The sequence below is a fragment of the Spirosoma oryzicola genome (assembly GCF_021233055.1).
Lineage (GTDB): Bacteria > Bacteroidota > Bacteroidia > Cytophagales > Spirosomataceae > Spirosoma > Spirosoma oryzicola.
This window is the reverse complement of the sequence record NZ_CP089538.1, coordinates 3,683,394-3,704,544: the sequence shown is the minus strand read 5'-3', so window position 1 is coordinate 3,704,544 and position 21,151 is coordinate 3,683,394. Positions and strand designations below refer to the sequence as shown.

Annotated in this window: 16 protein-coding genes and 1 tRNA gene; 7 read left to right on the top strand and 10 right to left on the bottom strand. The window is 50.0% G+C overall.

Annotated features, from left to right (window positions below; genetic code table 11):
• Positions 1–23: 23 nt before the first annotated feature.
• Entirely contained in the window at positions 24–3,263 is a 3,240-nt protein-coding gene (locus LQ777_RS15710) for an efflux RND transporter permease subunit (RefSeq protein ID WP_232558879.1), read from the top strand.
• Between the two features lie 75 nt (positions 3,264–3,338).
• Here LQ777_RS15710 and LQ777_RS15705 read toward each other — a convergent pair whose 3' ends face one another.
• Positions 3,339–3,749 (bottom strand): DUF4345 domain-containing protein, encoded by a 411-nt coding sequence (locus tag LQ777_RS15705; protein ID WP_232558878.1) that lies wholly within the window; start codon positions 3,747–3,749, stop codon positions 3,339–3,341.
• A gap of 368 nt (positions 3,750–4,117) precedes the next feature.
• On the opposite strand from LQ777_RS15705, the gene LQ777_RS15700 reads away from it, so the two are divergent.
• On the top strand, positions 4,118–5,155 hold the full coding sequence (locus tag LQ777_RS15700; RefSeq protein ID WP_232558877.1) for a spore photoproduct lyase family protein: 1,038 nt from the start codon (positions 4,118–4,120) through the stop codon (positions 5,153–5,155).
• 36 nt (positions 5,156–5,191) lie between these two features.
• Here LQ777_RS15700 and LQ777_RS15695 read toward each other — a convergent pair whose 3' ends face one another.
• The 3 genes from LQ777_RS15695 to LQ777_RS15685 are packed head-to-tail and all read right to left on the bottom strand — an operon-like array spanning position 5,192 to position 6,061.
• Positions 5,192–5,374 carry a hypothetical protein gene (locus LQ777_RS15695; RefSeq protein ID WP_232558876.1) on the bottom strand — a complete coding sequence of 61 codons (183 nt, stop codon included), beginning with the start codon at positions 5,372–5,374 and terminating at the stop codon, positions 5,192–5,194.
• 20 nt (positions 5,375–5,394) lie between these two features.
• On the bottom strand, positions 5,395–5,592 hold the full coding sequence (locus LQ777_RS15690; RefSeq protein WP_232558875.1) for a hypothetical protein: 198 nt from the start codon (positions 5,590–5,592) through the stop codon (positions 5,395–5,397).
• A 34-nt stretch (positions 5,593–5,626) separates the two neighbouring features.
• The gene (locus LQ777_RS15685) at positions 5,627–6,061 is read right to left on the bottom strand and encodes a DoxX family protein (protein WP_232558874.1); all 435 of its coding nucleotides are present in this window, start codon (positions 6,059–6,061) and stop codon (positions 5,627–5,629) included.
• A gap of 300 nt (positions 6,062–6,361) precedes the next feature.
• Here LQ777_RS15685 and LQ777_RS15680 point away from each other — a divergent pair, with 300 nt between their 5' ends.
• Positions 6,362–7,072 (top strand): DUF2461 domain-containing protein, encoded by a 711-nt coding sequence (locus LQ777_RS15680; RefSeq protein WP_232558873.1) that lies wholly within the window; start codon positions 6,362–6,364, stop codon positions 7,070–7,072.
• 16 nt (positions 7,073–7,088) lie between these two features.
• On the top strand, positions 7,089–7,535 hold the full coding sequence (locus tag LQ777_RS15675; protein WP_232558872.1) for a RidA family protein: 447 nt from the start codon (positions 7,089–7,091) through the stop codon (positions 7,533–7,535).
• Positions 7,536–7,592: 57 nt separating this feature from the next.
• On the opposite strand, the gene LQ777_RS15670 is transcribed toward LQ777_RS15675, so the two are convergent.
• From LQ777_RS15670 to folP, 4 genes are all read right to left on the bottom strand, one after another.
• Positions 7,593–9,083, bottom strand: a complete 1,491-nt coding sequence (locus tag LQ777_RS15670) for a glutamate synthase subunit beta (RefSeq protein ID WP_232558871.1) — start codon at positions 9,081–9,083, stop codon at positions 7,593–7,595.
• A 12-nt stretch (positions 9,084–9,095) separates the two neighbouring features.
• Positions 9,096–13,769 (bottom strand): glutamate synthase large subunit, encoded by a 4,674-nt coding sequence (gltB, locus tag LQ777_RS15665; RefSeq protein WP_232558870.1) that lies wholly within the window; start codon positions 13,767–13,769, stop codon positions 9,096–9,098.
• A 690-nt stretch (positions 13,770–14,459) separates the two neighbouring features.
• Positions 14,460–14,532 (bottom strand) — tRNA-Lys (locus tag LQ777_RS15660).
• A 79-nt stretch (positions 14,533–14,611) separates the two neighbouring features.
• Complete coding sequence (gene folP, locus LQ777_RS15655; RefSeq protein WP_232558869.1) at positions 14,612–15,454, bottom strand: dihydropteroate synthase; 843 nt, start codon at positions 15,452–15,454, stop codon at positions 14,612–14,614.
• Between the two features lie 83 nt (positions 15,455–15,537).
• Between folP and LQ777_RS15650 the strand changes: the two genes are divergently transcribed.
• The 3 genes from LQ777_RS15650 to LQ777_RS15640 all read left to right on the top strand — a co-directional run bounded on the left by LQ777_RS15650 (position 15,538) and on the right by LQ777_RS15640 (position 17,877).
• Complete coding sequence (locus LQ777_RS15650) at positions 15,538–16,074, top strand: DUF1599 domain-containing protein (RefSeq protein WP_232558868.1); 537 nt, start codon at positions 15,538–15,540, stop codon at positions 16,072–16,074.
• Positions 16,075–16,151: 77 nt separating this feature from the next.
• On the top strand, positions 16,152–17,294 hold the full coding sequence (locus LQ777_RS15645; protein WP_232558867.1) for a BT_3928 family protein: 1,143 nt from the start codon (positions 16,152–16,154) through the stop codon (positions 17,292–17,294).
• A gap of 76 nt (positions 17,295–17,370) precedes the next feature.
• A complete protein-coding gene (locus LQ777_RS15640; protein WP_232558866.1) occupies positions 17,371–17,877 on the top strand; it encodes a shikimate kinase in 507 nt (168 codons plus the stop codon).
• 71 nt (positions 17,878–17,948) lie between these two features.
• On the opposite strand, the gene LQ777_RS15635 is transcribed toward LQ777_RS15640, so the two are convergent.
• On the bottom strand, positions 17,949–19,532 hold the full coding sequence (locus tag LQ777_RS15635) for an outer membrane protein transport protein (RefSeq protein ID WP_232558865.1): 1,584 nt from the start codon (positions 19,530–19,532) through the stop codon (positions 17,949–17,951).
• A gap of 171 nt (positions 19,533–19,703) precedes the next feature.
• Positions 19,704–21,011, bottom strand: coding sequence for a pilus assembly protein (locus tag LQ777_RS15630; protein WP_232558864.1), 1,308 nt, complete (start codon positions 21,009–21,011; stop codon positions 19,704–19,706).
• Positions 21,012–21,151 lie beyond the last annotated feature (140 nt).

Here is a 21,151-nt window from a genome sequence, read left to right as displayed (position 1 = left end):
TCTGTTCAACTACTCAATAAGTTATGTTTGCAGAAATATTCATTAATCGACCGGTAACGGCCATCGTCACATCCGTCGTTATTATAGCGTTGGGGGTGCTGGCCTTGTTGAGCTTACCAGTCAGCCAGTATCCTGATATTACACCGCCTGTCGTGCAGGTAACGGGAAACTATACCGGGGCTGATGCGCAGACGGTTGAACAGACCGTAGCGACACCCATCGAAACGCAGGTCAACGGTACGCCGGGCATGGATTATGTACAGACCAATGCCACCAACGATGGTCGGATGACGATGAACGTAACGTTCAAAGTCGGTACGGACGTAAACATTGCCGCTCTCGATGTGCAAAACCGCGTAGGTATCGCCCAGCCACAATTGCCGGAAGAAGTGACGCGTCTGGGTGTCGTGGTTCGGAAACGGAACCCGTCGCTGTTTATGCTGGTCGCTATGTATTCGCCAAAAGGTACGCACAACGTTTCGTTCCTGGATAACTATACGAACATTTACATTCGTGATGCGCTCCTGCGGGTGCCGGGGGTGGGCGATATTTTCAGCCGGGCCGACGATTTTAGTATGCGGATCTGGCTTAAGCCCGACCGTTTGGCGCAGCTTGGTCTGACACCTACCGATGTCGTAGGGGCTTTGCAGGAGCAGAACTTGCAGGTAGCCGGTGGTTCGGTAGGGGCTCCACCTCAGCCCGGTTCACAGGCTTTCGAGTACACAGTTTTCACCAACAGCCGACTCAGCAAAGAAAGCGAGTTCGAAAATATCATTGTGCGTAGTGATCCGGCCCGGGGTTCGCTGGTTTATCTGAAAGACGTAGCGCGGGTGCAACTGGGTAAGTTTTCGTACGCCAGTAACTCATTCGTGGATGGCAATCGGGCGTCTTACTTGCTGGTGTATCAGTTGCCCGGCAGTAACGCTCTGGAAACGGCCAAGGGGGTCTATGCCGCCATGGACAACCTGAAAAAGACATTTCCGAAAGACATCGAATACGTCGTACCGTTCGAATCTGTGTCGGTTATTCAGGTGTCTATTTCGGAAGTAGTCGAGACGCTGCTCGAAGCCCTTGTACTGGTTATACTGGTCGTATTCCTGTTCTTACAAAGCTGGCGGGCTACGCTCATTACCCTGCTGGCTATTCCAGTGTCTATTATTGGTACGTTTGCTTTGTTTGTACCTCTCGGCTTTACGATCAACACGCTGACGCTTTTTGCCTTTGTACTCGCTATCGGTATTGTGGTCGATGACGCCATTGTGGTGGTGGAGGCCGTACAGGTAAACATCGATAAGGGCATGTCGCCCAAGGAGGCTACCGTAGAAGCCATGCGTGAGATTTCGGCACCGGTAATTGCCATTGCCTTGATTCTAGCGGCTGTGTTTGTACCGGTTGGTTTTATTCCGGGTATTGTTGGGCGACTTTATCAGCAGTTCGCAATCACCATTGCCGTTTCGGTATTGATTTCGGCGTTTGTTGCTTTGTCACTGACTCCCGCGCTGTGTACGCTGCTGCTTCGTCCGATGCACATTGACGAGAACGCAACGGGCCTGAACAAGTTTTTCTACAAGTTTAACCAGTGGTTCGAGCGGGTAACCAATTCGTATTCGAACGCCGTACAGCGGCTTATCAAAGCGACCCCGTTAGTAATCGTTGGGTTAATTGTCCTGTACATCGGAACGGGGCTGATGTTCCGGTCGAAACCAACGGGCTTTATTCCGACGGAAGATGAAGGACGACTGATTGTCACTTACGAGATTCCGGAAGCGGCTTCTACGACCCGAAGCCTGGAAGTACTCAACAAAATAATGGCTATCCTTAAAAAAGAGCCTTATGTCAATCACTTTGCCGCCTTGGGGGGATTGAACGCCGTTACGTTCGCTTCCAAGTCAAACAGCGGAACGGTGTTTATGCAGCTTAAGCCTTGGGAAGAACGTAAAGAACGAAACATGCAGGCCGATTCGCTGGTCGTTCGATTACAAAAGGCGCTGTCGAGTTTGAACGATGCGCGTCCTCAGGTGTTGCAGCCACCAGCCATTCCGGGTCTTGGTCAGTCATCGGGTTTCACGTTCGAGATACAGCAGCGTGAAAGCAATGACGACGTTCGTGCCTTCGACAACGTCGTGCAGAACTTCTTGGCCGAAGCCAACAAACGGCCCGAAATCGGTCGTGCGTTTACGTATTTCACGGCCAAAAGTCCAGCCTACCGCGTCGACGTAGACCGTGATAAGTGTAAAAAGCTGGGCATTGCGGTGAGCGATGTGTATCGGACGATGCAGACGTTCCTGGGTAGCCAGTACGTGAACGATTTTATTATTTACGGTCGTAAATTCCGGGTCGTTGCTCAGGCCGATACCATGTACCGGGCCGATGTCAAAAACCTGGGCCAGTATTACGTTCGAAACCAGGGTGGGCAACTGGTTCCTATCAGTGCCGTCATCACAACTAGTGTTATTGAAAATGCACCCTTGATTTCGCACTTCAACCTGTTCCGATCGGTAGAGTTGAACGGCGCTTCCAAGCCGGGCTTCAGTAGTAGTCAGGCCAACGATGCCTTGCGCGAAGTGGCGGCCAAAGTGCTTCCTGCTGGTTATGCCTATGATTTTGGTGGGTTAAGCCGTGAAGAAATTAACGCGGGCAGCAGTTCGATTTACATCTTTATGCTATCGGTCGGATTCGTCTTCCTGTTCCTGGCGGCTCTGTACGAAAGCTGGTCGGTTCCGTTCTCCGTACTGTTGTCGGTTCCAATCGGTGCATTTGGAGCTATCCTGGCCTTGATTCTGTTCCCGTATCTAAACAATAACGTGTATGCGCAGATCGGTTTAATTACGCTGATCGGTTTAGCGGCTAAAAACGCTATCCTGATTGTGGAGTTTGCCAAAGAGCGCGTCGATAAAGGCGAAGACTTGTTAGAGTCGACTATCGAAGCGGTGCGGTTACGGCTTCGCCCAATCCTGATGACATCGCTGGCATTTATCCTGGGCGTATTTCCGCTTGCTATTGCCAGCGGGGCAGGGGGTGTTGCGCGTGCTACCATTGGCCGGACGGTACTGGGTGGTATGTTAGCCGCTACGTCGCTGGCTATCTTTGTCGTGCCGGTACTGTACGTTGGTATTACGCGACTGGCTTATGGTAAGAAAGGACTGGAAGAACTGAAAAAGAACGCCAAAAAAGATGAGCATTCCGATGCTCACGGTCATCCTGCTCCACAACCCGTTCCCGCTAACGGAAACGGTCATGAAGAGAATAAGCGTAACGCCTAGAGCGTAGTGAAAATAAAATCGCCCGTTTAGTGTTAGTAGATTAACACTAAACGGGCGATTTTATTTTAGAACGGTTTAGTTAAGAACTGGCGTTCTGCGGTTTGTGACAAGCAGAACAACCGCTATCAGGCATAAGGCCGATTCGGTGATTAACCACTGCTTGCCAAAGTCGCCGAGTGCTCCTTCGCTAAAAATGGTGACTGTGCGTGACAAGGCGTAAAAGCCCCACAGCAGACTTAAAAAGGCCAGCCCTTTTCGGGTGTCGTTAACCATCAGATAAAGCAGGCTAATAAACAGTGTAAGGCCCACTCCGCCGTAAACACCACGGATTGAACTAAAAGCATCGGTATTCGTCAACTGAACACGTACCAAATCCATTACCGACTGCGGATTTGAGAAGGCCATGACACTGACGGATAAAAGAGCAATTGCGGATAACAGGATGAATCCTTGCGAAATACGGTTTAAAAGAGCTTGTTTTTTCATAGTATTTGTGATTTGACGTACAAAAATGGGCTGGATAAACACAAAGAATCTTGGCGAATACCAAGATTCTTTGTGTTTCAATTCCGTATGAGCAGCTCTTTTTATGGTGTTTATACCCGTCTGTACCTAATGTTTACGGGTATTAGTGCCTACGTTTTGTCAAAAATTGAAATCGGTTTTGTTGGTGATAATGTTGAAAAATGCGTCATAATCTGACTATATACTTTCTTATATTGTCGCTGTGATCTCGGTCGTAGAATTAATTTTTATTATCATAACTGTCTGTAAGTGAATTATTTATCTGTGAAGAATGCTGAACCATATAGTGCTTTACGATGTTATTAATGTACTAACTCAACGACCCTTTTATGCCTGATTTTCAGCCAAGTGTTATCTTGTATACAGCCGATGCAATGAACCAGCAGGGAGAAGCTGTGCTGGCTCAGTTTCCTCAGGCTGAGACGCTTGAAATAAAGCAGCATAATCGTCTGCCCGAACTGGGAATGAACCATTTCAAGGTTAAGTCGGACGTGCTGGTGCTGGGAAAGCTTAAATCACAGGATATCAAGTGGAGCGGTCGAAGCTCGGATTTTATCGCGCCGAGTCTGGCAAACGGGTGTTTTGGCGCTTGTGCCTATTGTTATGTTGACCGCCACAAGAAAGTAAATCCGATAACGCTGTTCACCAACGTTGACGAGATTATGGCAACGGTTGATAAGCACGTGATGAGCCAGCCTTGGCCGAAAGCCGCGAACCAAACCGATCCTGATTACTATACCTACGATATTGGCTGTAATTCGGACATTTCTCTCGACTATAGTTTGTCGGATGGTGTACAGCAGGTGTTGGCCTTTTACCGTGATCACCCGCGTGCCAAAGCAACATTTGCGACGAAGTTTGTCAATCGAGACATGCTTGATTTTGATCCGAAGCGAAAAGTACGCATTCGGTTCAGTCTCCTGCCACCGCATGTAAGCAAGCTAGTCGATGTTCGGACCGACAGTATTGAAAAGCGCATTGCCGCCATTAACGATTTTTACGATGCCGGTTATGAAGTGCACGTCAATTTTTCGCCGGTTATCGTTTACGGTGGTAAAGAGTGGCGAAATGATTATCGGGAGTTGTTTCGTCAACTCGATTCCGCGTTACGGCCCGAAGTTAGGGAGCAGCTCAAATGCGAAGTAATTTTCTTGACACACAACCAGGGGCAGCACCAGGCCAATCTGGCCATTAATCCGAAAGCGGAGGAATTGTTATGGGTGCCCGAATTGCAGGAAAGCAAGGTTAGTCAATACGGTGGTTGGAACATTCGCTACGACCACCAGCTAAAGAGTAAGATGATCGCTGTGTTTGAGCGACTGGTTCAGGATGAAATTCCTTGGTGTCAGATCCGCTATATCTTTTAACAAAGAAGGCCCGTCCATGACGGGCCTTCTTTGTTATTAATCGACACTATTCGCGTTGCTTTTCGTCTGCTCAACTTTGTCGGGATCGTTTTTCTCCGTCGTCTTTTTGGTTGAGCGCTGATGGCTGCCATATTTCCCCGCTTTGCCTTCTTCCTTTTGATTCTTGTGGCTATTGCCACCGCCACTCTGCGGAGAGTAGTATTTAACGAACAGGGTCATAGCAGAAACGATTTTGCTGTCTAGTTGCTGTGCCCGCCTTTGCTACCGCCACTAGCATGTCCTGCGCTGCTTCCTCCTTTAGAATGCTTCGCGCTCTTGTGCGATGTTGAACTCCGGCCATTGCCTTTCGAACCATGTGCGGTACCGTTATCTTGGTTACCAGTGATTCGCTGATCTTTGTATTCCTCTTCGACTTTTTCGAGGGTCTTGTCTGCCATAACATTGTTAGTTGAGTAATGGGAGTTTAACTGGTCAGCGGGCATTTTGTTTCAGATACTCATCGACCGAAAACCGACCTGAACCGATAACCAGAAATAACAGCAAGAGCGTCAGGACAATCAGCGAAAGCCAGAGTTCAGAATTTAATGTCGAAAAGCCCCGGCTGATGTTGACGAAAAAGACAGCACCAATCAGAATGGGCAACTGAAACAGTACCATCAATCGGGTCATACAGCCGACTAGTATCAGGAATCCGCCCATCAAATGCGCGAACGCGACGTAATGTACGGCCATCACAGACCATAAATCGAAGTGCAGACCACCAACCAGTTGCGTCAGATACGTAGTGTCACTAATGAAACTGATTCCTTTCAGAACCAGAACAATACCCAGCATAATACGAAGGGCGTCTGTCCAGGCGGGGTGATGCGTGTCGCCCCAGTGCTCGATGCGATGTAACAGATTCATTGTCGTAAGCGGTTTAGTGAGAACTAACCGAATTTACGGGAATCATCGCTGGTAGTCAAGCTGATTATCAATCTATTATTCACTGTATTAGGTAGGATGAAGCAACGCATACCAAGTTGCCTAGAAGCGCCTGTCGTTCTGGTGCTGTAAGCGTGTAGAGTGTACATTAATCGAAACAAAAAGTAACCTTCTCGGATTGAGTAACGATCATTTTTGTACGGTGTCGCGTTATAAATTTTCGCCGGAAACCGTACTGTCTATTCATTGATGTTGCCTACAATTGTTTATCTTTGGTTAGTTATGGCAACAAAATCATCTTCAAATGCGGTCATTACCAAACCGACCTTTGACTTTCTGCGCGATCTCGTTCAAAACAATAATCGCGAATGGTTTCAGACAAACCGCGCTCGCTACGATGCAGCTAAAAATGAACTGTGCGGGGTTGTACAGCAGGTGCTGACGGATTTAAGCTCGTTTGAGCCCTTGGCTAACACCGCCGTTAAGGATTGCATTTTTCGGATCAACCGCGACATTCGCTTCTCTAAAGATAAAGCACCGTACAAATCCAACATGGCGTTTGCCATTGGTCCCGGTGGTCGGCACTCAGGCCGAATCGATTATTATGTACAAATTCAGCCAGGTAACCAGTCATTTCTAGGAGCAGGTATGTGGCAGCCGACACCAGCTAATCTGGCTAAATTTCGTCAGGAGGTCGATTATAATGTTGACGAACTGAAGCAGATTATCGAAGCCGACGAGTTCAAAGCTTACTTCCCGGAAATACACGGCGAAGTGTTGAAAGTGATGCCCAAGGGTTATTCGGCTGATCACCCCGAAATCGACTTACTACGCCGTAAAGAGTTGTTTTTCGTCCATCGGTACACCGATAAGGAAGTAATGAAAGCCAATTTTGCGGAAGAAGTTGTACGCGGTTGCCGTATCATCAAGCCGTACATCGATTTTTTGAATTACCTTTTCTTCGATGAAAAGGAAGAACCTGTTATGCTTTAAAACCAACTATACCTTGATGAAACACTGTCTAGCAATTCTGTTTTGCGCACTTACAGCCACCTTCGTGCAGGCGCAAACCGAGCCCAAACAGCCTACCGGCTATCTGTACAAAGTAGAAACAGGCGTGTCGGGAAGGCAAGTATACGTCAGTAACCAGCGTCCTTTTAACGCCAATGGCGAGCTGGTTGGTCCCGGCGATCTGACCACGCAGACGCAGCAGGTTTTCGAAAACATCAAGACTGCTTTAGGAACCGTTGGGTTAACGTTGCGTGACGTGAAACAGGTAACCTACCACGTCAAAGGAACGACCACGCAGGTCAATTCGGCTGTATCACAGCAGGTCAATAGCGTTGGCGCTACGTTCTTCACGCAGGGAGCGCCAAGCATTGCCGAGATTAAAAGCATACCCAAAATTGCCCGTGACGAGGTCTTGGTCGAGGTTGAAGTAATTGCTGAGAAATAAAAACGAAAGGCCCCTGATCGAAACCAGGGGCCTTTCTTGTAGGACTTTTCTCGTATTTTATACTTCGGCCAACAGAGAAACGGTTTTGCCTTCCAACAGGGTTTCGCCCATCAGGTAACAGTCAGCAGCGCGAGCGGCTTCCCGTCCTTCAGAAATAGCCCATACGACCAGCGACTGACCCCGGCGCATATCGCCCGCTGTGAACACTCTCGGATTGGTCGTCGTCTGATAATTGGTTGCTTTTACGTTACCCCGCTCATCGTATTCAACACCCAGATCGTCCAGCAAACCGTTGTGCTGGGGATGCAGGAAACCAGCCGCCAGCAAAGCCAACTCGCAGGGGATGTCACGCTCAGAGCCGGGCTGTTCAACCATCTGCATCCGTCCGTTTTCGTTTTTCCATTCCAGATCGACCAGACGTAAAGCTTTCAGATTGCCGTTTTCATCACCGATGAACGCCTTTGTGTTAATCGACCAGTAGCGTTCGCAACCTTCCTCGTGCGAAGTGCTGGTGCGAAGCATCATTGGCCAGTTGGGCCAGGGTGTGCTGGTAGCGCGCTCTTTCGGTGGCATAGGCATTAACTCGATTTGAGTAATGCTGGCTGCTCCGTGGCGGTTAGATGTACCCACACAGTCAGAACCTGTGTCGCCACCACCAATAACAACGACGTTTTTATCCGTTGCCAACAGTTCGCCATCGGCATAAGGAACGCCCCGGTGGTCGACTTGTACAGGTAGGCTGGCGTTACGCTTGTTTTGCTGGCTAAGGAATTCCATTGCTGGATAAACGCCTTTCAGATCACGGCCCGGAATAGGTAGATCGCGCGGAACGGTTGAACCGCCAGTCAGCATAACCAGATCGAACTGATCCATCAAATCCTGCGCTTTCACATCGACGCCAACGTCAACGCCGGTTTTGAACGTGATACCTTCGGCTTCCATGACCGCCAAACGACGGTCGATAGTCCATTTCTCTAGTTTGAAATCAGGAATACCATAGCGCAATAGACCACCGATCTGGTCGGCGCGCTCGAATACCGTTACGGTGTGACCTGCTTTGTTGAGCTGAGCCGCAGCGGCCAAACCCGCCGGACCCGATCCAACAACCGCGATCTGTTTCCCGGTCCGAACCTTCGGTGGTTTGGGTGTGATATAACCACGCTCGAAAGCCACTTCAGCAATTGATTTTTCGATAAACTCGATGGCAACGGGCGGCTTGTTAATACCCAATACGCACGAAGCTTCGCAGGGAGCAGGACAGATACGACCCGTAAATTCAGGAAAGTTATTCGTCGTGCTCAGAATCTCGTACGCATAAGCCCAGTTCTGCTCATACACGGCATCGTTAAACTCCGGTATGATATTGCCCAGCGGACAGCCGCTGTGGCAAAATGGGGTACCGCAGTCCATGCAGCGGGCTGCCTGCCGTTGAGAGTCCTGCTCCGAAAACGGCATTTCAATTTCCTTATAGTCGTGAATACGCTGCTGCGGCTCGCGCTTTTTAGGCAATTCACGGGCGAATTCTAAAAATCCGGTAGGTTTTCCCATAGTACTTCGCAGTTATCCCTGCGTCACATCCACAACAATGTCTTGATAAACTACATTTTTATCCCGAATCTGCTCGGCCAGTGAGATACCCCGACCCGCCAGTGCGTTGCGGAAGTCGCTTGGCATGACTTTCACAAACCGGCTAACCTGCTGCCCCCAGTCCTGAATGAGCGCTAACGCTACATTACTGGTCGTGTATTGAAAGTGCTTGTCGATATACTCCCGCAGAATACCCTGATCCTCGTCTGTTAGACTTTCCAGACTAACCATTTCAGGGTTGACCTTCGAGGCAAACGTACCATCCTGATCGTAGACGTAAGCCACACCACCCGACATACCAGCGGCAAAGTTGCGCCCCGTTTGACCGAGAATGATGACCAGTCCTCCCGTCATGTATTCCAGACCGTGGTCACCCACGCCTTCGACAACTACCTTGGCACCCGAGTTACGAACACAGAACCGTTCGCCCGCCATACCCCGGATAAACGCTTCACCTGAAGTAGCGCCGTAGAACGACACGTTACCGACGATGCTGTTTTCTTCGGGTTTGAACTGAGCGGTCCGGTCTGGATAAACAATCAGTTGCGCTCCACACAAACCTTTCCCGAAGTAGTCATTCGCATCGCCTTCCAGTTCAAGTTTGATACCGCTCGTGGCAAATGCGCCAAAGCTCTGACCGGCCGTACCCCGCAGTTTGGCGTGGATCGTGCTTTCGGGGAGACCCGGTCCGCCGTACTTCTTCGAGATTTCGTTCGAGAGCATAGTACCGATGCTACGGTCAATATTTTGCACCGTAAACTCGGCATAAACCGATTCTGCTGATTCTAATGCTGGCTTGGCGGCCTTGATAAACTTGCGGTCAAGAACGTCGTCCAGGTAGTGGTTTTGTTCTTCCTGCTTGTAGAGTGCCACATCCAGGTTGGTTGGCTCTTTGTACAGCAGTGCATCGAGGTTGATGTTTTTGAATTTCCAGTGCGGTAAATCGTCACGGAGTTCAAGCATTTGTGCCTGACCGACCATTTCGTTGACAGTACGGAAGCCTAATTCAGCCATGATCTCGCGAAGTTCCATTGCCAGGAACGTAAACATGTTAACGACATGTTCAGGCTTGCCTGTAAATAAGGCACGAAGCTCTTTATTCTGCGTTGCAACGCCCACCGGACAAGTGTTGAGGTGGCATTTCCGCATCATGATGCAGCCCGTAGCTACCAGAGCCGCTGTGGCTACGCCAAACTCTTCGGCACCGAGCAGAGCCGCTACGGCCAGATCGCGACCGGTACGCATCTGCCCATCGGTCTGTACCGTTACCCGGCCCCGCAGCTTGTTACGAACCAGAGTCTGGTGTGCTTCAGCTAAACCGAGCTCCCAGGGAAGACCTGCGTGGCGAATCGACGACAGGGGAGAAGCACCCGTACCGCCATCGTGCCCCGAAACCAGAATATGATCGGCGTGGGCTTTAGCTACTCCGGCGGCAATCGTACCAACACCCGCTTCCGACACCAGTTTAACGCTGATCCGAGCGGCCCGGTTGGCGTTTTTAAGATCAGAAATCAACTGCGCCAGATCCTCAATCGAATAAATATCGTGGTGCGGTGGGGGCGAAATCAGACCTACGCCGGGCGTCGAGTGGCGTGTACGGCCAATCCAGTCGTCTACTTTGAAGCCGGGCAACTGACCACCTTCGCCGGGCTTAGCACCCTGCGCCATCTTGATCTGTAACTCCTGGGCATTCGTCAGATAGTAACTTGTTACGCCAAACCGGCCCGAAGCAACCTGTTTGATAGCCGAGTTCATGCTATCGCCGTTTGCCAGTGGCTTGTAGCGGAGTTCGTCTTCACCACCTTCGCCCGAGTTGCTTTTGCCGCCGATCCGGTTCATGGCAATCGCCAACGTTGTGTGCGCTTCCCACGAAATCGAGCCAAACGACATGGCACCCGTAGCGAACCGTTTGAAAATGCTTTCAATCGGCTCAACTTCGTCGAGGGGAACGGCCGATCCCTTCTTGAACTTCAACAGACCACGCAGCGTGATTGCTTTCTGCGTCTGATCGTTGATGAGCTTTGAATATTTCTTGAAGAGCGAGTAATCGTTCTTCTGCGTCGACTGTTGTAATAGGTGGATCGTATCAGGGTTGAAAATGTGCTTTTCGCCCCGTTGCTTCCACTGGTAGATTCCACCAACTTCCAGGCGAGGAGCCGCTACTGGTTTGTCGGGGAACGCCAGGCAGTGGCGAACCAGAATTTCGCGAGAAATCTCGTCCAGGCCCATACCGCCGATCCGCGAAACGGTACCCGTAAAATAGCGGCTGACAACATCCTGATTCAAACCAAGGCACTCAAAAATCATGGCCCCCTGGTACGATTGCAACGTTGAAATACCCATCTTCGAGAAGATTTTGAGCAATTCGCCGTTGACCGCTTTGATGTAATTTTTGTAAAGCTTATCGAGGTCGTAATCAACCTGCAACAAGCCTTTTTCTTTCATGTTGGCAATTGTCTCGAACGCCATGTACGGGTTCACGCCCGACGCGCCGTAGCCAATCAGCGTTGCTACGTGGTGAGTTTCCCAAACGTCGCCCGCTTCGACAACAATGCCTACTTTACCCCGCAGACCCTGACGAATCAGGTGGTGGTGAATGGCCGACGTTGAAAGCAATGACGGAATCGGAGCGTGGCTTGAATCGATAGCCCGGTCAGACAAGACCAGAATCGAATAACCGTCCTGAATAGCGTCTTCGGCGTAGCGGCAAATCCGGTCAAGGGCGCGTTCCAGCGACTTACCGTTGCCATCAGCCGTGAAGAGACAGTTCAACGTCTTGGCCTGGAACTTCGGCTTGTCAATGAAACGCAGCTTGTCGAACTCTTGAATCGTCAATACCGGCTGATCCAACTCGACCTGACGGCAATGTTCCGGCGATTCGCTGAGCAAATTGTAGGTAGCACCAACAAATGAGATAAGCGACATAATCGACCGTTCCCGGATCGAGTCAATCGGCGGGTTGGTCACCTGCGCGAACAACTGCTTGAAATAATGGCTCATGTGCTGGCTCTGCTCCGACAGAATCGCCAGCGGTACGTCGGTACCCATCGAACCAAGTGCTTCTTTGCCCGTTTCGACCATCGGGGCCAGAATCATGCGCAGATCTTCCGACGTGAAGCCGAACGCCTGTTGCATCCGCAATAATTTAGCAGGATCGTATTTCTGGTACGTCCGAATAGGCGCTTCCAGATCCGAGATGCGAATTTTGTTTTCGTCCAGCCAGTGTTGGTACGGCTTGCGGGAAGAGATCTCTGCTTTGATTTCCTCGTCGGAAACAATGCGGCCCTGCTCCATATCAACCAGGAACATCTTGCCGGGTTGTAAGCGACCTTTCGAGACCACTTTGGCCGGGTCGATGTCGAGTACACCCACCTCCGATGCCATGATTACGACATCGTCGTTGGTAACCCAGAACCGGGAAGGGCGCAATCCGTTACGGTCGAGCGTAGCGCCGACAATGCGTCCATCTGTAAACGAGATCGATGCCGGGCCGTCCCAGGGTTCGATCAAAGCCGCGTGGAATTCGTAAAACGCCTTCCGAACGGGATCCATGTGCTCATTGCCATCCCAGGCTTCGGGGACGAGCATCATCATCACGTGCGGCAGTGACCGCCCGCTCATGACCAGCAACTCAATGGCATTGTCGAGGTTGGCCGAATCGGATTGTTTCGGATCGCAGATGGGCAGCAGCATGTCCATCTCGTCTTTCGTAAACTTCGATGATTCGAGCAGACCTTCGGCGGCTTTCATCCAGTTGACGTTACCCCGTACCGTGTTGATCTCGCCGTTGTGAGCGATGTAGCGGAACGGCTGAGCCAGTTTCCAGGATGGGAATGTATTGGTCGAGAACCGGGAGTGCACAACGCCCAACGCGGAAACAACTTCTTCCTGCTGAAGATCCGGAAAGTAAGGCTCTAGCTGAAGCGTTGTCAGCTGACCTTTGTAGGTAACCGTACGGCAGGACAGCGACGAAAAGTAAAAGTGATTGACTCCGGCAACAGTCTCGTTGATGATGCGCGTACTGTAGTTACGAAGAATGTAAAGTTTCCGCTCAAAATCGTCAGCGTTTGTAATATCGGATGGGCGTTTAATAAACACCTGTTCCATTTGCGGCTCGGCAGAGCGCGAACCATTGCCCAAATCGCTGTTGTTGACCGGTACCACACGGTAACAGAGTAATTCCAGCCCCAGCTTCTTCATGTTCCGGTTCAGAATGGCCCGACATTCTTCGCGGAGCCAGACATCCTTCGGAAAATAAACCATACCGACGCCGTATTCAAGCGCTGGTGGGAGATGAACCCCAAGTTTGCGGGTTTCGTCCACGAAGAACTCGTGTGGAATCTGAATCAACAAACCTGCTCCGTCGCCCGAATTCGCTTCAGCGCCAACAGCACCCCGGTGTTCCATCCGCCGGAGCATCTGGAGAGCGTCAGACACGATCTGGTGTGACTTCCGGCCTTTAATGTGGGCCACAAAGCCAATGCCGCAGTTATCGTGTTCGAATTCCGAACGGTAGAGTCCTGGACTGGATGGTTCCGAACCGGATCGGCCAGGATTAGATAGTTCCGGACTGAATAGTCCTTGGTTAGATGAACGTAGACAGGATTGTCCCTGGTAGTCATCGAATTGGTCAACCTGATCAGACATGGTCGTAACAGCGTTGGGTTATGCTGCCGTTTTTAGCCTTCTGATTATCAGAATTACAAAAAATAGCAGCTTTTATTGGGAAATTCTAAATTAACTAACGTACCGGCCGGTAATTTAATGCGAAGTTGACAGCCGAGTTGACGGGCGTTTGTGACAAAGTCACGCAATATACTACTAAAAAAATTTGGTAAAAATCAGCTTTGCCAGAATTTAATAGTAAACGGCGTTAATTATGAATTCGTTTCTAGATTTTCTTAAAAAATGAATATATGTATTGGTTTTTAGCTTGATTCTAAATAATCGAGCTACGAAAAATGGCGAATAAAGACCTGGTCTTGAGTAAGTGTAACGCGGTTTCTAGACTGGTAAAATGGTAAGATTTAGCGCGCGCTTTATGCTACCCAAATTCATGAACTGTAGTCGTAACTCGGCCACAGAATTGATTACGTCTGTGCTAGGATACCAAATGGTAAGAGAGAGCAGTAAGAGAAAAGGGGGATGACCATCATTCGCCTATACCAACGGGGGCATTTCGTGCTCAATCATTCGAATGCATCAGAGTCGTGAATGGTAATTGGCGGGTAACGTTTGTGAGTAATTCGTAGCTGATGGGCATAAATACCTAGCTAGTTGCACACCCGTAGGCGATAGCTATAAAATAGCAAAAGCCGCTCAATTGAGCGGCTTTTGTGATTCGGCTGGGATTCGAACCCAGGACCCATACATTAAAAGTGTATTGCTCTACCAGCTGAGCTACCAAATCATTTCCCTCACTGCAAACAGGTCGTTGTCGTTTGGGAATGCAAAAGTAGGAGTTTGTTTTTTTTAACGCAAGAGTTGTGCTAAAAAAATTTTAGATGTTGGGTTAATTTTATGGCTTCGACGGCCTCCCGAACGTCATGAACACGTAGGATAGAGGCCCCCTTGGTGAGCGCAACCGTATTTAAAACGGTCGTGCCATTTAGTGCCTTATCAGCACTGATATCCAGGGTTTTCCAAATGGTCGTTTTACGCGACAAGCCGACTAGTAAAGGCTCATCAAATTGGCGTAACGAATCGAGGTTGCTAAGGAGCAAAAAATTTTGTGCTGGCGTCTTTGCAAAGCCAAATCCGGGGTCAATGATAATGTCTTTTTGACCGAACGACCGTAATTCAGCCAGTCGGATGGCTAGTTCATCGATCACGTCAGTCACCAGATTCTGGTACGTTGTCATGGATTGCATGGTTGCGGGTGTACCTCGCATGTGCATTAGTACATACGGGACACCCAAAGCAGTAACCGTTTCAAACATGGCCGGATCAAGCGTACCCCCGGCTACGTCATTGACAAGTACCGCTCCCGACTCAACGGCCTGTTTTGCTACCGACGACCGGAAGGTATCAACTGAAATCAACGCATCGGGAAAGCTGTCCAGGATAGCTTCGATAACGGGCAGGACCCGATCGGCTTCTTCGACGGGGCTTATGTCGGCGGCACCGGGGCGGGTCGAATAACCACCAATGTCCAGAAACGTTGCGCCATCGGTCAGCATTCTCTGAGCGACGTCAACAGTTTCGTCAAGGGAAATCCGGCTACCGGCAAAAAATGAATCCGGGGTGACATTGAGGATACCCATCACGACAGGCGTGTCCAATGACACAAGTCGTCCCCGGCAGTTCAGGGTTTTTTTCGTAACTTTCGGCATAAAAATAGGCGATAGTCGTCAGTTCAGGTTGTTAGCTGCTCGGCATTAACAAACTAGGATCGGTTGGCTGTTGACTGAGGACTATGCAAAATACGGAAACCGAATATCGGCACGTCATTCAACGCTGCAAAGATTTATTCCTGAAAAAAAATAAAGACTACGGTACGGCCTGGCGGATTTTACGACTGCCAAGTATCACCGACCAGATTTACATCAAAGCGCAGCGTATTCGGACGTTGCAGGAAACGGGCGTAAACCGGGTGGGCGAAGGCATTGAACCCGAATTTGTTGGCATCATTAATTACTGCGTAATGGCGCTTATTCAGCTTCATCTGCTGACCGATTCGCGCACCGACATACCCACCGACGAACTCGACAAACTGTACGATGAGCAGATTGGCCGGGTTATTGATCTGTTGTTCGCAAAAAACCACGACTACGGTGAAGCCTGGCGCGACATGCGCGTGAGTTCGATGACGGATATTATCCTGATGAAGCTTTTGCGCACCAAGCAAATTGAAGACAACCAGGGAAATACGTTGGTATCGGAAGGCGTTGAAGCCAATTATATGGATATGATCAATTACGCCGTTTTCTGTCTAATAAAACTGACCATTTAGTAGACAGGATTGACACGATTGACAGGATGCCGTTTACCTGTTCATCCTGATAATCGTGTCAATCCTGTCAAAAAACTATGAACACAGCAGCCACGCAACCCAAAATTAAAACCGGTACGCCACCGATGCTGATAGCCGCCCGAATCGCTCGCGTTTTGGTGGGTGTCATCTTTATTTTTTCGGGCCTGATCAAACTCAACGACCCCGTTGGAACGCAGATCAAGTTCGAAGAGTATTTCGAAGTCTTCGCGCAGGACGTTCCGTTCCTACACGATTTCTTTATGGCCCTGGTGCCGTTTACACTAACGATGTCGGTGCTGTTTTGTGCCGCCGAAATCATCCTTGGGGTAGCGTTGCTGGTGTCTTACAAGCCTAAATTAACAACCTGGCTACTGTTTTTTCTGATCGTATTTTTTACGTTTCTGACGTTTTATTCGGCTTACTTCAACCGCGTGACCGACTGTGGCTGCTTCGGCGACGCGATTAAGTTAAAGCCCTGGACTTCGTTTGGAAAAGACGTTGTCCTTACGATTCTCATCCTGTTTATCATCGGTCACCGGAATCGAATTACGCCCCGCCGAACTGGCTGGGTGGTGGCCCTGACAACATTCCTGACGCTAGGTTTGGGTATCTACGCCATTTCGTTCTTGCCACCATTGGACTTGCTGCCGTACGCAATCGGCAAAAGCATTCCAACCCAAATGAAGCCTTCGGAGCCACTGCGTTACAAATACGTGATGGAAAAGGATGGGAAAACCTCGGAGTTTGAGCAGTACCCCACGGACCAGAGCTATAAATTCAAAGAAATGGTGCTGGTCAATGAAAATGCAAAGCCGAAGATTACGGATTATCGCGTCTGGAACGATGAAGGCGACTTTACCCAGCAGACCTTTGAAGGCAACAAGCTGTTTATCATCGTTAAGAACACGAAGGATATTGACGCAGGAAGTCTACCCGCTATTCGGTCGTTGGTTGAGGGGTTGCAGGGGTCTAACGTCACACCCTATATATTGACCTCTGCCAGCGACGACGAGATCAAAGCATTCCGCAAAGAGTTTCAGCTTGATAAGGTTCCGTATTACAAAGCCGACGCTACTGTGTTGAAAACAATTATGCGCTCCAATCCGGGAACGTGGTTGCTCCAGAATGGCGTCGTGCGCGGAAAGTGGCACTATAACGCTACCCCCGATGCTGCGGAAGTGATTGAAAAAGTAAAATGAGTAAACGACTGAAGGCGTGGAGGGACAACGTTTTGCCGCGTCCTTTTACGCCTTCAGTCGTTTGTTCTTTCGATGAATGAAAAACGTTTTCCTGATTGGAATGCCTTCGTCGGGCAAGAGCACGCTGGGTAAGCGGGTGGCAGACGCGCTCCATTACCGCTTTATCGATACAGATAAGCAGATCGTCCGCGATGAAGGGCGCTCTATTCCCGAAATCTTTGCCCAGTCGGGTGAAGAATACTTTCGCGAAGCCGAACGGCGCATTTTACGAACCATCCGTCCCGGCGACAGTGCGGTTGTTTCTACGGGTGGTGGTATGCCCTGCTTTCACGAAAACATGGCGTACATCAACGCAACGGGAATATCGGTTTTTCTGGATGTACCCGTAAACATCCTGGTCAAGCGAATTCTGGCTCATGCTGCCGATGACCGACCGCTCAATAATCCAAGCGATCCGGATCTGTTCAACACCTTGCAGCAGCGGTATACGAATCGGCTACCTTTCTACAGTCAGGCGAGCATCGTCATTTCGGGCGAGACGAGCGAAGAAGAGGTACTTCGGCGTATTGGGATGTGGATGTAAGACAAACAACAAAAAAGCGGTCCAGATCAAAACTTCGATCTGGACCGCTTTTTTATTGTACGCTTTCTCTATTAAAAGAATACGCCAAACGAAAGCATAACGTTTGTGTTGCGATTGCTGGTCGCCACCGTAGGCGTGTCAGCGCTATTGGACAATTGGTAAGTCGTGAAACCTGTATTGTAGGTCAGATACGAACCGGACAGGTCGGCGAAGAAACGATCATTCCGGACACCCAAACCCGCTGACAGCAGTAGTTTATCCCGGTCAGCTCTGGCCACCCGATCCAGATCAAGTTTATAAGCGCTGGGTAAATAACCGACGCCTGCGCGTAGCCGAAGTAAACCTGCCCGGATTTCGGCACCCGCCCGCAGGTTCAGAACATTCTGGTAGCTGCTTTGAACGACCTGCCGTACATCATTTTTAAAATCCGTGTTGTCCTGCTGGCTGTTAAAATAGGATGTTCTAACCCGTAAACCACCGTAGCCAACGTATTCCGCCGATGCTGTTATGAAGCCAATCTTTCCCTTGCCAATAAAGTACGTGGCACCACCCGATGCGCGCAAGGGGGTTTGCAGCGAATAATCAAAGTTGTCGTAAGGGGATGTGACATTAACTTGATTAGGTCTTCTCAGGGATATAGCCGAGCCCGGCGCCAGGTTAACCGCCAGCGATTGCGAAAACACTTCACGTGCGCTGCTGAACGTTGGAGTCATTATTGTTGCGCCAATCTGCAAATCAGGAATGATCTTGTAAATCAAACCCAGCGTCGCGGTGAACCCATTACCTGTTACGTCGAACCGATTCGTCTGGCTGTAATTAGCAATATCCACCCCGTTGACCGGCGTCTCCAGAAAGATGTACTCCGATGAATAACGAAGACGGGTCAAGGCAATCGAACCACCGATGTACAGCTTATCATCCAGGTTACCCGCGTAGGAAAGCGACCACTGCGAATGCGTCCCGGAACGATTCAAGGTAGCGCGCTGATCTTTCGCCCTCGTGGCGTCACGACCCAGTGCCGTGTATGGCGGTCCCGATCCATTTGCGCCCAGATTAGTAGGGTTTATCAGGAAAAGCCCGTAAGCGCCTGCTTCGGTGAAGCTAACCGTGTTCGACGCTGGGTCGTAATCATCACTTAATTCGGCTTCGCTGTAGTTGCCCGCCGTCGCATTGTTTGCATAGGTTTGAGCAAGTGACGAGCCTGTGTTTCGGTTGATACCCCGCGCGTCTATTTTGTCGTAAAAATTAGTAGACTGCGAATAGCCGATTCCGAAAGCCGTCCGACGCCAGCGCCGTGAATTGTTCGAACTCCCCGCCAGAATAACGCCTAACTGCCCGATGTTCAGCTTACCACCATTGCTGTTTGTCTGGCCACCCAGGAACGAGTTCTGATTGTTCACCAGGTTAAACGAAGGGCTTATACTCAGTTCGGAACGGTTGTAGAAAGCCAGACCCGCCGGATTGCCAGATAAGTTACTGGCATCACCACCCAGGGCTGTGTGGTTGCCACCCAACGCCCGAAAACGAGCCGTACCGCTTTGAGAAAAATCAGAAAAGCGGAAAGCGTCATCAGCGTAGTCAGCAGCAGGGCCTTGCCCAAACGCCAACCCGGTGCAACCCAGAAAAAAGGCTGATAAGAAAAACTTTGTGTTCATATGCGTAAGCGATTAAACCAGCGAATGGCACTTTGGTGTTAGAGTGGCATTGCTGTAAAACGTTTAACCTGATTAATGAAAAAATGGTGGTTTAATTAGCCATAATAACAACGAAAAAACCCGCCGATTGTCTATCAGCGGGTTTCAAAATCTAGAAAAATGTACGCTTAACTAGCGCGGACCGCGTCCACCGCCACCTGAGCGACCACCACCGCCACCACCGGAGAATCCTCCACCGCCTGAGCTAGGGGCGCTAAAGCCACGGCTGGGAGCGCTGTAGCTAGGCTGGGACTGCTGGAAACTCGGCTGCTGCTGCTGATAGGTGCCCCGGCTCTGACTTTGATACGAAGGCTGTTGGTAGCTACCCCGGCTCTGGCTTTGGTACGAAGGCTGCTGATAGCTGCCCCGGCCTCCGCTAGCGTCGGATGGTGTATAGCTACCCCGGCTGTTTGTCCGTGGCCGAGCGTAATATTCGTTGTTGCTGTTGTAGGAAGGAGCCGCAGGGGTAGCTGCGTTGTTTCCTGTCCGACCGTTGCTCGAGTTGTTGTCGTAGTAATACGTACCCCGGCTGTTGTTGTTGCTTGGCCGAGCGTAGTAGCGGCTATCGTTAGACCGGTTTGACGAACTGGCCGTACCACCATCGTAGCTGCTGCGACCGCCGTTTGGCGTGTATGTGCGAGGAGCGTTAACAAAACCAGACGCATAGTTTCCAGCCGAACGACCCGAGCTACGCACGTAATTCCGGTTAGCCCGGTACGGATCGGCACCCGTTACAACCACCGCGAGATAGCCGCCATAGTAACCGCCGTACCCAAACGGTGAGTAGAACGAATTGTAAAATCCACCACCATAACCGTATGCATAAGGGCTGTAGAATGAATCATAAAAGCCACCGCCGTAGCCAAAGGGTGAGTATCCGTAACCAAACGGGCTATATGCAAACGAGTTACCGTAGAAGGGTGAATAGAACGGACTACCGAAGCCCATGTTAAAGGCACCCATGCCCATCCCCATTCCTAAACCCAGACCACTGTAAAAGCCTGTGTTGTTGAAACCCCAGCGGTTCCAGCTGTAAGCCGAGGTCGAAGCGGCATTATACCCATTGACGAAACCAGAGTTGTAGCTATTTGTCGTAGCATCACCCCAACCTGGATCGGCTGAAATACCCCGATTAATTTTACGAGTACTCAACTCCGAATAGTACTCGTCGGTATTACTGTTGTAACCCTGCTGTTCATCGTTGTAGTCAGGGTTGGCGTTACGGAGTGCACGCTGTTGTTGCCGTTGCTGACGAGGAGTTAGCGGAGCCACTGACGAGGCATCCGAGGAATTGTCGGCGTAAACAGGGGCGTCGCCCGAGTTGCCATACAAGTCATCCGATTCGCCAGTATTCCGAGCGGTCTGTTCCATCGAAGAACAGCTCCAAAATCCCATCAGCGCGGCCAGCGTCAAGTATCGATACATGCGTTGCTTTATCATTTGGCCAGGGAATTAATAGTAGTAAAGGCTCATACCAAGTGCCACTTTAACCTATAACAAAGGTTTGACACGATTGATTACAAAAATAGAGCAAAAACCTATCTTTGCAACTTTTCAATATATTAGATTCCATTTTATTC

Bases quoted from the DNA above. Each gene is read 5' to 3' on its own strand.
- LQ777_RS15710 (WP_232558879.1), top strand. From the start codon at position 24: ATGTTTGCAGAAATATTCATTAATCGACCGGTAACGGCCATCGTCACA.
- LQ777_RS15705 (WP_232558878.1), bottom strand. From the start codon at position 3,749: ATGAAAAAACAAGCTCTTTTAAACCGTATTTCGCAAGGATTCATCCTG.
- LQ777_RS15700 (WP_232558877.1), top strand. From the start codon at position 4,118: ATGCCTGATTTTCAGCCAAGTGTTATCTTGTATACAGCCGATGCAATG.
- LQ777_RS15695 (WP_232558876.1), bottom strand. From the start codon at position 5,374: ATGACCCTGTTCGTTAAATACTACTCTCCGCAGAGTGGCGGTGGCAAT.
- LQ777_RS15690 (WP_232558875.1), bottom strand. From the start codon at position 5,592: ATGGCAGACAAGACCCTCGAAAAAGTCGAAGAGGAATACAAAGATCAG.
- LQ777_RS15685 (WP_232558874.1), bottom strand. From the start codon at position 6,061: ATGAATCTGTTACATCGCATCGAGCACTGGGGCGACACGCATCACCCC.
- LQ777_RS15680 (WP_232558873.1), top strand. From the start codon at position 6,362: ATGGCAACAAAATCATCTTCAAATGCGGTCATTACCAAACCGACCTTT.
- LQ777_RS15675 (WP_232558872.1), top strand. From the start codon at position 7,089: ATGAAACACTGTCTAGCAATTCTGTTTTGCGCACTTACAGCCACCTTC.
- LQ777_RS15670 (WP_232558871.1), bottom strand. From the start codon at position 9,083: ATGGGAAAACCTACCGGATTTTTAGAATTCGCCCGTGAATTGCCTAAA.
- gltB (WP_232558870.1), bottom strand. From the start codon at position 13,769: ATGTCTGATCAGGTTGACCAATTCGATGACTACCAGGGACAATCCTGT.
- folP (WP_232558869.1), bottom strand. From the start codon at position 15,454: ATGCCGAAAGTTACGAAAAAAACCCTGAACTGCCGGGGACGACTTGTG.
- LQ777_RS15650 (WP_232558868.1), top strand. From the start codon at position 15,538: ATGCAAAATACGGAAACCGAATATCGGCACGTCATTCAACGCTGCAAA.
- LQ777_RS15645 (WP_232558867.1), top strand. From the start codon at position 16,152: ATGAACACAGCAGCCACGCAACCCAAAATTAAAACCGGTACGCCACCG.
- LQ777_RS15640 (WP_232558866.1), top strand. From the start codon at position 17,371: ATGAAAAACGTTTTCCTGATTGGAATGCCTTCGTCGGGCAAGAGCACG.
- LQ777_RS15635 (WP_232558865.1), bottom strand. From the start codon at position 19,532: ATGAACACAAAGTTTTTCTTATCAGCCTTTTTTCTGGGTTGCACCGGG.
- LQ777_RS15630 (WP_232558864.1), bottom strand. From the start codon at position 21,011: ATGATAAAGCAACGCATGTATCGATACTTGACGCTGGCCGCGCTGATG.